This window comes from Hungatella sp. SB206 (genome assembly GCF_051132295.1).
Taxonomy (GTDB): Bacteria; Bacillota; Clostridia; order Lachnospirales; family Lachnospiraceae; genus Hungatella; species Hungatella effluvii.
The window spans coordinates 2,899,092-2,911,985 of sequence record NZ_CP096603.1 but is presented as its reverse complement, the minus strand read 5'-3'; the positions used below and the strand labels follow the sequence as shown (position 1 = coordinate 2,911,985).

General features: G+C 48.8%; 12 protein-coding genes. All 12 read right to left on the bottom strand.

What is annotated here, in order from left to right; translation table 11 throughout:
• Nucleotides 1–33: 33 nt before the first annotated feature.
• On the bottom strand, nt 34–1,053 hold the full coding sequence (locus M1L66_RS12660) for a LacI family DNA-binding transcriptional regulator (RefSeq protein WP_434693346.1): 1,020 nt from the start codon (nt 1,051–1,053) through the stop codon (nt 34–36).
• A 384-nt stretch (nt 1,054–1,437) separates the two neighbouring features.
• A complete protein-coding gene (locus M1L66_RS12655) occupies nt 1,438–2,967 on the bottom strand; it encodes a serine hydrolase (RefSeq protein WP_434693343.1) in 1,530 nt (509 codons plus the stop codon).
• A 714-nt stretch (nt 2,968–3,681) separates the two neighbouring features.
• Entirely contained in the window at nt 3,682–4,470 is a 789-nt protein-coding gene (locus M1L66_RS12650; RefSeq protein WP_187020907.1) for an RnfABCDGE type electron transport complex subunit B, read from the bottom strand.
• Between the two features lie 15 nt (nt 4,471–4,485).
• A complete protein-coding gene (gene rsxA / locus M1L66_RS12645; protein ID WP_002600142.1) occupies nt 4,486–5,061 on the bottom strand; it encodes an electron transport complex subunit RsxA in 576 nt (191 codons plus the stop codon).
• A 12-nt stretch (nt 5,062–5,073) separates the two neighbouring features.
• Nucleotides 5,074–5,865: an electron transport complex subunit RsxE gene (gene rsxE / locus M1L66_RS12640; RefSeq protein WP_002600143.1), complete on the bottom strand. Its 792-nt coding sequence runs from the start codon at nt 5,863–5,865 to the stop codon at nt 5,074–5,076.
• 11 nt (nt 5,866–5,876) lie between these two features.
• Nucleotides 5,877–6,497 (bottom strand): RnfABCDGE type electron transport complex subunit G, encoded by a 621-nt coding sequence (locus tag M1L66_RS12635; protein WP_187020909.1) that lies wholly within the window; start codon nt 6,495–6,497, stop codon nt 5,877–5,879.
• Between the two features lies 1 nt (nt 6,498).
• Nucleotides 6,499–7,422: an RnfABCDGE type electron transport complex subunit D gene (locus tag M1L66_RS12630; RefSeq protein WP_002600145.1), complete on the bottom strand. Its 924-nt coding sequence runs from the start codon at nt 7,420–7,422 to the stop codon at nt 6,499–6,501.
• A gap of 11 nt (nt 7,423–7,433) precedes the next feature.
• Nucleotides 7,434–8,756 (bottom strand): electron transport complex subunit RsxC, encoded by a 1,323-nt coding sequence (rsxC, locus tag M1L66_RS12625; RefSeq protein ID WP_002600146.1) that lies wholly within the window; start codon nt 8,754–8,756, stop codon nt 7,434–7,436.
• A gap of 441 nt (nt 8,757–9,197) precedes the next feature.
• Entirely contained in the window at nt 9,198–9,944 is a 747-nt protein-coding gene (locus tag M1L66_RS12620) for a copper homeostasis protein CutC (RefSeq protein WP_434693339.1), read from the bottom strand.
• Between the two features lie 727 nt (nt 9,945–10,671).
• Nucleotides 10,672–11,751, bottom strand: a complete 1,080-nt coding sequence (locus M1L66_RS12615) for a DUF4097 family beta strand repeat-containing protein (RefSeq protein ID WP_434693336.1) — start codon at nt 11,749–11,751, stop codon at nt 10,672–10,674.
• Nucleotides 11,748–12,338 carry a DUF1700 domain-containing protein gene (locus tag M1L66_RS12610; protein WP_434693334.1) on the bottom strand — a complete coding sequence of 197 codons (591 nt, stop codon included), beginning with the start codon at nt 12,336–12,338 and terminating at the stop codon, nt 11,748–11,750. Before M1L66_RS12610 ends, M1L66_RS12615 begins: the two co-directional genes overlap by 4 nt.
• On the bottom strand, nt 12,325–12,651 hold the full coding sequence (locus M1L66_RS12605) for a PadR family transcriptional regulator (RefSeq protein WP_434693332.1): 327 nt from the start codon (nt 12,649–12,651) through the stop codon (nt 12,325–12,327). The genes M1L66_RS12610 and M1L66_RS12605 overlap by 14 nt, the downstream gene beginning before the upstream one ends.
• Between the last annotated feature and the right edge of the window lie 243 nt (nt 12,652–12,894).

The following is a 12,894-nucleotide window of genomic DNA, read 5'->3' as shown; positions in this document are numbered from 1 at the left end:
CCTCCTTTAAATTTATAAATCATAATTATTGAGTTACAATTTTTTTACCGAATCCCCCTCACTCAGATGCGGTTTGAAGGAGTTAAAATAGTTTACTCTACGCCCCTCAATCATATCCAGCAAGGTACTGACGCAGCACTCAGCCTGCTCCCTGATATTTAAAGACACAGAAGAAAGAAACGGTGTCACATACTTTCTGTTTTCAATACCGTCAATGCCGAGAATTGATATATCATCAGGAACCTTGATATTCAGTTGTTCAAAGCGCCTCAGCATACCCATAGCAAATTCATCATTAAAGCAGAAAATGGCAGTCGCCTCACATTTCCGTTCAAGGAACCGGTCAGCACAGCTCATACCTTCCTCGAAAAAATTCTCTCTGGCAAAAGCTGGTCTCGTATTTCCAATATTGTCGATTATATAATCCCTGAATCGTTTTCCATAAACAGGCTTCATCAGATTACTGAATGCCACATGCCTCGGATGTAAACGGCTGTCATAAAAGAAATCATACAACGTAGCAAAGGCAATCTTTTTATGCCCCATCTCTCTTAGATAGGCAAGTCCAATCTCCACAGCATCGTACGTATCTACATCCACATATGGAATCCTTTTTAAATTTTTGACAGGTACTCCGTAGGAGGCGGTAACAATCGGCATATAAAACTGTTCTCCTAAAAATGCCTGTACCTCCTCTGCCACATTGTCGTTTTCTACTATCATTCCATCCATCAGCATGGTTTTTACCCGTTCCACACTGAAATTAGAAAAGTAGAACAACGTGTACCCGCGATCCATGGCATAATCGGACATTTTATTGAACAGCTCTGTATAAAAGGAATTGTAGATATCCGAACCAAAAAAGCACAGCTGATAAGTCTGTCTGTTTTTCAGGGAATTGCTCAGGGGATTCGGCCTGTAGCCCAGTTCCTCCACCGCTTTATAGATCGCTTCCTTCTTGTCCTTTGAAACATATCCTCTGCCGTTCATTGTTCTGGAAACCGCACTGACCGATACGCCGGCCCTTTTTGCTACATCTTCTCTTGTAATCACTGGATTATTTCCTCCCTAACCATTATTCTAAAGAATTCGTCATTTATTTCAATGATTTCTCATGTGCACAGATGAGTCATAGTGCATATTGTACTATTTTATATGACTCACGTGAAGCATATTTCTTGTCTTTTTGATGTTTATTTTTATATTTTGCACAAAGCTTATAGAACTATTTTTAAATATTTTTTAACTTGTACTGTAAACAGGCCATACAGGGTTTAACTTGTATGTCTATGATTTTATCAAAAAAGCATACGGAACGACGCCGGATGGTGGAAATCCAGAGCGAGATCACAAGAATTAAAGCGGAAGCCTGATACACACAAAAAAAGAACGCTGTGCTGTCCCTTTCCTCGGACAGCACAGCGTTTTTTTCTTCTATCAGCTTTCATACAGATTCGCAGCCTTCTTTACCAGCCTTTCCAGAAGCTTCTGCATATTTTTGATCACCGGGTGATCTCCCAGGATGTATTCCTCCGCCACTGGTTTCATCTTAGGAAATGCCAGCCAGGTGCTTCCCGCTTCATCTTCCCATACCGCGATCTTCAGAGGAAGCTCCAGCGCGATGCTCTGGTCCGCCTGCATGAGTCCGGTTCCAACCTTCGGTGCTCCGAACACGAGAACCGTTGTCGGTCTCAGTTCCAATCCGGCCTCCGCTGCGTTCCTTGCATGATCGAATTTGGCAAACACCGGGATATCCAGTGCATTTAACTGCTTCTCCAGCCTGTTTACCGTCTCATCTGCCGAGAACTGGCCTTCCATCAGGAACAGCCGCGTATCATCGTAATTGGTGGACAGGAGATCTCCGAAGGCGCCGGCAATCTTTCTTCCCAGATTCGTGAAATCCACGCCCTCCTTGTTTGCCATCAGGGTGACGCATACCAATTCCTCTGGATGGGTAAAGCGGCTTAAGAAAGAGGAAAATCCGGGTACGGAGCCTTTGATATCCATCAGGCCTCTGTGATGGTAGAACTGCCATCCGGCGCTGCCCGGAACGGTCCGTCCATCGGGAAGCGTCCATGACGCATAGACAACCGCTCTGTCTTCCGGTTTTTTGATCAGGACACCGCCTGCAAGACCGATATCCCAGAAGGAGATATCCTGCGCCGACGCCCACACGTCCCCAAAACCGCGGAGAGCGGAGGAATGCATCTGCGGAAACGCACTTCCGTCGCTCTGGTAGCTGACAGCCGTCTCCGCCGGATCAATATACCAGCCGTCGGTCTTGAAGATCTGGTGAACGTATTCACTCAAGGATAAATCCTCCTGATGAAATGCTGAGAGGCCCTCCGAAAACGATGTATGCTTAAGCCCAAGGAGTTCAAACTGATTCTTCCTGACGAATTCCTGGTACGCCATATTGCTCACTCTCTCGACCACTTCGGTCAGAAGAAGGAAATTCGTTGCACTCTGAGCCACCTCTGTTCCGGGTTCAAACTGAAGAGGCAGATCTGCAGTCAGACCGACCAGTTCTTCAAACGTCCACTCTCTCGTAAAGCTGAATCCCTCCTGCTTCCTGTAATCCGCAAGCCCCGAAGCGTGATGAAGCAATTGACGAACCGTAATGCTCTTCCACTGTTCCGGGAGTGAATCCACATACGCTGCGGCAGGCGCGTCCAATTCCACGCTTCCGTCCTCGTACAGCTGCATGACCGCCACCGCCGCATATCCCTGGGAAATAGGGCCTGCCGGCCAAAGTGTATTCACCGATGCAAGACGCTTCTGTCCGGCATCTGAAAATCCGTATCCCACAACCCGCGGAATATAGGGCGCCTGAACAATCGCCAGGGTCAGTCCCGGGATCTCCTGTTCCTCCATAAACTCCCATACCATCTCATCCACGGTTCTTCCAAGATACGATACATCCGCGCTGCCCCTCATCTTCATCTCTGTGTGTTCTCTTGTGTTCATACTGAATACTCCTTTCGTTTTGGACCGGTCGCCTCCCTTTTCACGCGCTGACAATCCCGCCAGCTTTCTATGGTGAGCTCTGTGGCCGTATACTTAGACTTGTTTTGCTGTTGCTGGTGTGTTGCTGCTGCGATTACTGCTGCGATTACTGCTATTGTTACTGCTGTTGCTACTGTTATCACTACCGGCGCCACTACTGTTATAATTTAAGTTACAGTTTATACTGTAATAATACATATTACAGTATAAACTGTCAACAGTTTTTTATATTTTATCGATTAAAAGAATAGAAAACGTATTGCGTCACAACTCCTTACCGCACATTTTGGGAAAGTCTGGCGCCATTTTGGATACCACAGGCATTACAAAACAACTTGTCCCGTTACTTCATTCCGTCCTTTCAAAAAGTATGACTTGATTTTGTGCGGGGAAAACTACGGACTTGATAGACTACTGCAAATTATTACTTCTGAGGAATATTTGGCCTGGATTATGGGTAATTCACGTGAGGCAGCAGACTTTGAAATTGCGGAGTTGATACGGCTGTCCGGCGACAAGAGAACAAGTGCGCGTGAACCGACAGCACCAGACGGCAGAGGCCCGCGGTTGGGCCGTGAATTGTAACGTGCTCCCCAGCGGATGCAGAAACGGAGCACCGTCTCCGGTACTCCGTTTCCCATCATGCACACAAAACTGCGCATTCTCTTTTATGCATTAAATAATAACCTTCACCGGACATTTCGCCGCGCACTTTCCACAGTTGGTACACTTCTCGTAGTCGATGACCGCCACATTATTATCCATATGGATCGCATCAAACTCACACTGCTTCGTGCATAAGGTACAGGCGATACAGCCTGATTCACATTTTGCCTTTACATCTTTGCCCTTGTCATGGGAGTTACACTGAACGAGGTGCTCCGCCGTATACGGCACGAGTTCGATCAAATGGTTCGGACATGAGGCCACACATTTTCCGCAGGCCACACATTTCTCCTTATCGACAACAGCCACACCGTCAACCACGTGAATCGCATCGAAGGCGCAGGCCTTGACACAGGAACCGTATCCCATACAGCCATAGACGCAGGCTTTCTCTCCGGCGCCCGGAACGACTGTGATCTTCTTGCAGTCATCCATGCCGTAGTAGTTGTACTGGACCTTCGTCTTATCGCAGGTACCCTTACATTTTACAAAAGCCACTTTCTTCACAGCGTTTCCGCCGTCCACGCCCATGATGGCGCCGATTCTTCCCGCAGCCGCCGCTCCGCCTACCGGACAGGCATCCACGGATGCTTCACCCGCGGCGATTGCCTTTGCCAGAGCGTCACAGCCTGCGTATCCGCAGCCGCCGCAGTTATTGCCTGGCAGCTCGTTGCGCACGAGGATCTCTTTTTCATCTGTTTCTACTTTAAATTTTTCGCTGGCTACACCTAAGAAGACACCAATCAAAATACCGAGGATACCTACTACGGCTGCCGCTATGATAATACCTGTTATCATTTTCGTCTCCTCCCCCTAAATTAATCCGGAAAATCCGAAAAACGCGATTGCCATCAGTCCCGCGGTGATGAGCACGATCGGCGATCCCTGGAAGGAATACGGAACATCGTTATGCTCGATCTTCTCGCGCACACCAGCCAGCATTACGATGGCGATGGTAAATCCAACGGAAGTACCCACGCCGTTGATAACGCTCTCTAAAATGCTGTAAGACTTCTGTACGTTGGTTAACGCCACACCGAGTACGGCACAGTTGGTCGTAATCAGAGGCAGGTACACGCCCAGCGCCTCATAAAGCGGCGGCATGGACTTCTTTAAGAACATCTCCACAAACTGAACGAGTGCGGCGATGACCAGGATAAACACGATGGTCTGTAAGAATTCCAGATTTAAATTCACCAGAATTCCCTTATAGATCACGCTGGTTACAAACGATGCAATGGTTATTACGAAAATAACGGCTGCGCCCATACCGGCAGAAGTTTTTACGTTCTTGGAAACGCCAAGGAATGGACATAAACCGAGGAACTGGCTTAAGACTACGTTATTCACGAGTGCAGAGCCGACCGCGATTAAAAACAATTCTTTCATCTATCCATCCTCCTATTCTTCTTTTTTCGAGGTAGCGGCCTTTAATTCCGCTTCCTTCTTAGCCAGGTCGGCCTTCTTCGATGCCAGGGCATCCTCCTCTGCCTGTCTCTTTCTTGTCTCCAGAATCTCATGGTTGGACATACAGGAAGAGCCGGAACAGTTCATACAGTCGCCGCCGCATGCCAGTCTGGACTGGGGAACGGAGCCGTTGGTCGCCGATGGAGCCTTGAACTTATTCTGGAGCGCTGTTAAGACAGCCAGCACGAAGAACGCGCCCGGAGCCAGAATAAAGATGGAAATATGGAAATCCTCCGGAATAAACACCTTTCCGAAGACCGCGCCTGCGCCCAGAATCTCACGCACAAGGCCGATTGCTGTAAGGGCAATGGTAAAACCAAGACCCATACCGATTCCGTCGAAGGTGGAAGCCATCACCGGGTTCTTGGATGCATAGGACTCTGCACGGCCAAGAATGATACAGTTTACCACGATTAACGGGATATAGATACCGAGAGCCGCGTTTAAGCTGGGCACATAGGCCTGTAAAAGCAGCTGCACGATGGTAACAAGGGTTGCCACGATGACGATGTACGCAGGAATCCTGACACGGTCGGGAATAATCTTGCGGAGCGCCGCGATGAGCATATTGGAAAACATCAAAACCACGGTTGTGGAAAGTCCCATACCTAATCCGTTGATGGCCGAAGTCGTAACAGCCAGCGTCGGACACATGCCCAGCATCAGGACGAAGGTAGGGTTCTCTTTTACGATGCCGTTATATAAACGTTCTGTACATTTATTCATGATCCCACCTCCTATTGCGGTATGCAGTTAGCTGCGAAGTAAAGAGCCGCATCTACTGCATGAGTCACTGCGTTTGAAGTAATGGTCGCACCGCTGATCGCGTTGATCTCGGAATCGGAAGTGCTGCCTGTCTTCGTCACAGTAAATTCTTCTACTGACTTATCTTTATACTGATCCTTGAACGCAGGCTCTGTCGCCTTCATTCCAAGTCCCGGTGTATCACTGATTTCCAGGAGCTCCACGCCGGTAATCTGTCCTTCATTGGTGATTCCGACGGAAACCTTGACGGTTCCGCCGTAGCTGTCGTCGGAGGAGGCCGTTATGATGTGTCCGATTACGTTGCCGGAAGCATCCACTGCCTTTAAGGCCACGCTCACCGCAACATTGCCGTACTCAGGCTTCTGCTCCTTTAAAGTTTCTTTGGATACAGCCACCTGATCCTGGATCGCCTGATCAAATACAAAATCCACCGCATCCGGATAGGCAATCTGATACTTATGGAGACTCTCTTTCGCCTCGGCCATCTGGATCGGGACCTTGGTGATCTGATAGACAGCGCCCAGAAGCAGACCGGAAATCAAGGTAATTGCAAATAAAATCCATGCGTCTTTCATGAATCCGCCTTTTTTCATCTTACTTGCCCTCCTTTCCAAACGCCTTTGGAAGGGTAATCTTCTCAATCAGCGGCACCAGAATGTTGCTGATGATGATCGCATAGGAAACACCCTCTGCGGATCCGCCGAACAACCGGAAAAGGCCGGTCAGCACACCTAAGAGAATACCGAACAGGATCTGGCCCTTCGGTGTAATCGGGCTGGTTACATAGTCGGTAGCCATGAAGAACGCACCGAAGATGAGACCGCCGCCGCATAAATGTGCAAGCACATACATAAGATCATGCTGGCCGAAAATAAACACAAACACTGCAAAGGTGATTAAGTAGGCCGCCGGAATCCGGATGGTGATGACCTTCTTAATCAGTAAGTAAGCTGCGCCGATCAGCAGGGCGATCACGGATACCTCGCCGATGGTTCCCGGAATCTTGCCGATGAACATAGCCGGAATATCCACTGCCTGGCCTGCCTTTAAGGCTGCAAGCGGTGTCGGGCTTACTACCGCGTCGTTATATGTGAAGGTAGTCATCTTGCCCGCAAATGCGATGAGTAAGAAACATCTGGCCGCCAGAGCCGGGTTCATAAAGTTCTGGCCAAGGCCGCCGTATAACTGCTTTACAACAATAACAGCAAAGATACCGCCCAGTACCGGAATCCATAACGGGATGCTTGGCGGCATGTTGAGCGCCAGGATCATACCCGTTACCAGGGCGCTTCCGTCGCTGATCGTGACTGGTTTTCCCATAAGTGTCTCGTACACATATTCGCTGAGCACACAGGAAAGGACTGTCACAAGAATGACAAGTGCTGCTTTTATTCCGAACTGATATACACCATACGCAGTCGCAGGAATCATGGCAATCGCAACATCCAGCATGATATTACTCGTTGTTACCTGGTCCCTGACATGAGGTGATGATGATACGTTTAATAATTTACTCATTCTTCACCCTCCTACGCTTTCTTTCTGCTTGCCGCAACTACTTTACGCATTTCCTTGAAGGCCTGGGTTAAAGGTCTCTTCGCAGGGCACACATACGTACAGCAGCCGCATTCGCAGCATTCCATACCATTTAATGCGGTAAAACGTTCGATATCGGAGCGTTCCGCCGCGTCCATCATCATCTGGGGAACCACATGGCTCGGACAGACGCTTACGCATCTTCCGCAGCGGATACAGGCGGAAGGAGCATGAATCGCCACCTCGTCCTTCGTCATAGCAGTAAGGGCAGAAGAGGTCTTCGTTACCGGAATCTCTAAATTGAACAGTGCCTGTCCCATCATCGGTCCGCCGGAAATGATTTTTTCCGGTTCTGTCTTAAAGCCGCCGGAAGCCTCTAAAAGTTCCTTATAGCTGGTACCTGTCCGCACACTGTAATTCTGCGGATTTGCAATCGCGTCTCCCGTTACCGTAATAATTCTGCGGATCAGCGGGGTTGTCTTACAGACTGCATTATAAATAGAAATAACCGTATCCACGTTGTCCACGATACAGCCGGCGTCTGCCGGAAGCATGGAGGAATTGATCTTTCTGCCCGTAACTGCATAAATTAAGGAACGCTCACCACCCTGCGGGTACTTCGTAAGAAGCGGACACACGGTAATTCTCGGTTCGTCCTTAACGAGCTCCGTCATCTTCTGAATGGCGTCAGGCTTGTTGTTCTCGATACCGATTACCCCTTTGGCGTTATCGAATAGCTGGAGGATGACATTCAGTCCCTTGATGATGCTTAAGGGTTCCTCCAGCATCATGCGGTAATCGGACGTCAGATACGGCTCACACTCCGCGCCGTTTACGATGATCGTATCGATGGCGGATTCGTCCTTCGGCGTCAGTTTTACATGAGTCGGGAAACCTGCGCCTCCCAAGCCTACGATGCCGGCCTCTTTTACGATATTACGGATCTCTTCTTTGGATAAGGTCTTTGGATCACGATCTTCGCCAAAGCCTTCCACCGTCTCATACATACCATCATTTTCCACAATGATGGACGGCACCATGGCGCCGTTTGCAACCATTCTCGGTTCCAGTGACTTCACTGTTCCGGAAACGGAGCTGATGATGCAGGCCGATATAAATCCGCCCGGCTCACCGATCTTCTGTCCAACCAATACATGGTCGCCCTTTGCCACAAGTGGCTTAGCCGGCGCGCCAATATGCTGGGACAGCGGGAAAACCATCTCGCCTTTTGGCTGCAGTACCGATACTGGTTTACTCATCGACAGTTCCTTACCCTCGTAAGGGTGGATGCCGCCTTTAAATGTAGCCAAACCCATCTAACTAACCCTCTTTCTATACATTCTTAATCTCTCCCGGCAAAATATGACAATCGCATTTTTGCCATCTTGTACAGTATAACATAATTCAGGAATCGAAACAATTGAAACTTACACATTGTATACTGTGTTCTTTATGGAAATTCTTCCATTTATCAGATAAATACAGGGATGGAACACAAGAATTCCTTGTTAAAATCGTGACGAAACTTATTAACCCAGGTTATGTCTTGTATTTATATAAATACAATTATCTTAAAATATTTCTGCTGCGGTGCCGCCGCCCCCCTTTTTATATGATAAATCGATTCTGCCTCCGAAATTTCCATTGTGAAAATTTTATTCAATTCCCCTGTCTAATTCCGGCTTCAGCGAAGATAATCTAATAATTTTTCAGGTCTTTCAGGTAATTATATATTAGAAAATTTAATAAATACACCACTATCTGACAGAGGAAAGCAGCTCTGCCACCTTGTCTCTCGCCACCGCCTCAAAGCAGGCTGCGTGCTGGGAATCCGCGTAGGAGTAGGACACTTCCTCTCCCACCGTGGTTGGGTCAACGATCCAGTCCTTGCAGGAACTGTGGACCTGCGCAATGCCGGTTTTCTCTGTCAGCTCTTTCGCGTTGCCCGCGTTGATGCCGCTGCCTGCGAGTATCTCAATCCTGTCTCCAAAACGATCCTGTAGTTCTTTTAACAGCCGCCAGCCATCGGGAGCCTTGCTTTTCAGCCCACTGGTCAGAATCCGGTCCACGCCCAGTGAAACCAGCTGCTCTGCGGCCTCAAACGGATTCTTCACACAGTCGAATGCACGGTGAAACACTGCCTCTCCGCCCTTTTCCCGGATGGCCTTCACCATCAGCTCCGTCTGAGATAAATCAATGGTTCCGTCCGCCTTCAGGCAGCCGAATGCGATTCCATCCGCTCCGTGTCCCATCATCATCTGGCAGTCAAAAAACATCTGTTTGAAGTCCGATACCCCATAACAGAAACCGGCGCCTCTCGGTCTAGCCATGGCGATGACTTTTAGAGGTGTTTCCCGTTTTACCAGCAGAAGTTCAGCCATGGAAGGGGTCAGCCCTCCCAGTGCCAGCGCGCTGTTTAATTCGATTCTCTCCGCGCCGCCAGCTGCCGCCTCCAACGCATCATAATAACTCCCGCAGCAGATTTCTACCGTAATTTGTCCCATTTTTTCCATCCTTTCTCCATTTCGTCCGCCGGAAATAAGCAAGCATTTCTCAGGAAAATGCCCCCTTCCTTCCGGCTCATGCACGGCACACAGGGACAGTATATCAGGTTGAAAATACCATGTCAATTTTTGATGGGGTGTGGATTAAAGGAACGTGGACTTTTGCATGTGGTATTGAGGAAAAGGGAGCACGGGAGGCAGGTAGAGAAAGGTTCAGGGATTCCGAGGGGGTGGGACTAAGGGAGAATAACCCCCTCCGCAGGGGTCCCGCACTCCCTTTTCCGGCCAGGTTGTGAAAAAGTCCACTGGCCCTTGGCTCCACAAAGAGGTGGAGGAACATAGATGGAGTTCCGTCGGGGAACTGAGAACGCTGGAAAAGACTATTGTTTTTTAACTTAAGGAGCCAATACACAGCCAAAGAGCCTGAGGAGAGCAGGAGGGGGACGGGGGCAGACGAACAAAAGGGTTCCTTTTCCGAGGTTCGCAGGAAGTTAAGCAGAAAGACAGGAAAAAAGGGTGGTGAAATCTGGCCTCCAAGCCAGATTTCAAGTGGACACGGAGGAGAAGTCCTTCAGGAGTTCTCCGTAGTTTGCACGATCCGCCCTTTTTTCCTGTCTTTCTGCTTTACTTCCTGCCACCGAGGAAACAAGAACCCTTTTGTTCGTCTGCCCCCGTCCCCCTCCTGCTCTCCTCAGGCTCTTTGGCGTAGCATTCGCCCACACACACACTATTTTGTCAGGATCCGCATCGATCCATCATTTGCCGTCATAGCGATGTTTTTGTCCGCTCCGTTATTCTCTCTCAAATCTTTTTCACTCGTATTTCTGCCGTTTAAGTTAATATCTCCGTACTTCATCATAAGATCATAATTATAATCCTTCTCGGCGCCTGTGAGCTCCAGAGTGATGTCGCCGTACTTATTTTCAAAGTCTCCGTTCTTTATATCAGCCATTCTGATATCGCAGGACCCGTCTGACTGCTTCATGGTCAGCGAATCCGCAACTACTGCGCGGCCCTTGACGCTTCCATATTTGTTAGTCACGGTAATATTCCTGGACACGATATCCTTTAATACAATCTGGCTGTCGGAGGCATCAATATCCAGGCGGTCAGCCTCAATACTATTTAAATCCGTTTCTCCATACTTGTTGAGGATATCGAGAGAAGTAAACGTACCGCTGTCACAGTGAATGGTCCCGTCGGAAGCGGTAAAGTAAGCCGTCTCGGCCTTTATGCCATTTAAATCGATGCTGCCGTATTTCGATGTGATATCCAGTGTTTTGGTATCCGGGCCGTCGTAGATTACGCTGCTGTCGCTGGTATAGAGTTTTACCGCCTCCATGGGAGTGTCCTTCGGCACGTAAATCGTTACGCTGCCCTCCTCCCGGTCGTGTACATAGCTGCCCTCTATCACCAGGAAACCGGCCGATCCCCATGTCTCGCTGCTAGTCGGTTCCGGGACACAGGTAAAACTCAGGATTCCATTCTTTATTGTGTATTCAGGCTCTTTATTTCTTATATAGAGATGGTATTCCAGGTAGTAGGAATCATCTTCTGACGGCTTTATCTTAATACCGTTATAGTTCACCCGGACATCCATGGAGGTGAACGGGTCGATCTTTGTTTTCTCAAGCTCAACCAGCTTTTCAGCATTTAAATTCCGCGCCTGCTGGTTGGTATACATCCCATTCCGGCCGATCCAGAAGCCCGGCTCTCCGCCCATGGCATATCCGGCCAGAGACAGTCCCAGACCAGCCACGATGCAGACACCCGCAACAGCCATGGTAACCTTCATGATTTTCTTCATTTTTTGTCCCCCCTCGTCAGCAGTCTTTTTGTAAAACCGGCCATGCCCTGGTAAATATACTTACAGCTTGCACATCCGGCGCAGATCAGTAGCAGTCCCACTCCCGATTCTCCCAGTGCCGTGCCGAGTATGAAGATTCCGCTGGCCAGCTGAGACGGAATGAAATAGAAACCTGCCACGATACTCACGATTCCAACAGCCACGAATACTACTCCGCTGAGGAAAAGCGCAACGAAAATGGAAAAGACCATAAGCACCATGGCCAGGCCGAAGACCACAACGAGCAGCAGGAGGGGCAGTCCGATGGGAGCCGCACACAGTGCCAGAAGCACGATCCAGAGCGTGGACAATCCTTTCCTGGCGGCCCGTTCCGGCTTGGGCTCCTCCAGACGCTTGAGGGCCAGTTCCTTTACGATCTGAGCCGCACTCTCCTTTGCGTCACCCAGCTCCTCTATGACTTCCGCTTCCCGTTCACGTCCCGCATCATCAAAATATTCGTTATAATAGGAAAGAGCTTCCTCCCGTTCCGCCTTCGGAAGACGCCTAAGCGCCAGCTCCAGCTCTTTCATATACTCATTCCTGCTCATCTTCTTCACCTCCAACGAGAATTTCGTCAGCCGCAGTCTTAAACTCATCCCACTCTTTCCGGTAGAATAAAAGCTGCTCTCTGCCCGCCTCTGTAATCTTATAATATCTTCTGTTTCTTCCCTGGTACTCCTGGTCATACGTCTCCAGAAACCCCGCCTCCAAAAGTCTCTTTAAAACCGGGTACAGGGAGGACTCCTTCTGACTCGCTATGTTTCTCAGCCGCTGGGCGATCATGTAGCCGTAGGCATCTTCTCCCTCTGCGATCGCCAGTACCATGGCGTCCAACAGCGTCGGCGTCAATTGATACACCATACCATCCTGCCTCCTCTCATTATTTCTGAACAATTAATTCTGAACAGCCGATTTTTAATCACATTTATGTGTTTTATATATGCTTCATATACGCATATTATATTTCATATAATATATATTGTCAACGGATATATCTAATGATAAACTATGCTTTTTCTTAAGTAATTCTTAATCATGTAAAGGAGGCGCGATTTCAGAATGGCGGTATCTTGAGAGTGGAGGTTAGTGCCTCCCGGCGTATTT

Excerpts from the sequence above, each read along its gene's own strand:
- M1L66_RS12655 (WP_434693343.1), bottom strand. The coding sequence starts at position 2,967 with ATGAACACAAGAGAACACACAGAGATGAAGATGAGGGGCAGCGCGGAT.
- rsxC (WP_002600146.1), bottom strand. The coding sequence starts at position 8,756 with ATGGGTTTGGCTACATTTAAAGGCGGCATCCACCCTTACGAGGGTAAG.
- M1L66_RS12650 (WP_187020907.1), bottom strand. The coding sequence starts at position 4,470 with ATGATAACAGGTATTATCATAGCGGCAGCCGTAGTAGGTATCCTCGGT.
- M1L66_RS12610 (WP_434693334.1), bottom strand. The coding sequence starts at position 12,338 with ATGAGCAGGAATGAGTATATGAAAGAGCTGGAGCTGGCGCTTAGGCGT.
- rsxE (WP_002600143.1), bottom strand. The coding sequence starts at position 5,865 with ATGAATAAATGTACAGAACGTTTATATAACGGCATCGTAAAAGAGAAC.
- M1L66_RS12630 (WP_002600145.1), bottom strand. The coding sequence starts at position 7,422 with ATGAGTAAATTATTAAACGTATCATCATCACCTCATGTCAGGGACCAG.
- M1L66_RS12620 (WP_434693339.1), bottom strand. The coding sequence starts at position 9,944 with ATGGGACAAATTACGGTAGAAATCTGCTGCGGGAGTTATTATGATGCG.
- M1L66_RS12635 (WP_187020909.1), bottom strand. The coding sequence starts at position 6,497 with ATGAAAAAAGGCGGATTCATGAAAGACGCATGGATTTTATTTGCAATT.
- rsxA (WP_002600142.1), bottom strand. The coding sequence starts at position 5,061 with ATGAAAGAATTGTTTTTAATCGCGGTCGGCTCTGCACTCGTGAATAAC.
- M1L66_RS12605 (WP_434693332.1), bottom strand. The coding sequence starts at position 12,651 with ATGGTGTATCAATTGACGCCGACGCTGTTGGACGCCATGGTACTGGCG.
- M1L66_RS12615 (WP_434693336.1), bottom strand. The coding sequence starts at position 11,751 with ATGAAGAAAATCATGAAGGTTACCATGGCTGTTGCGGGTGTCTGCATC.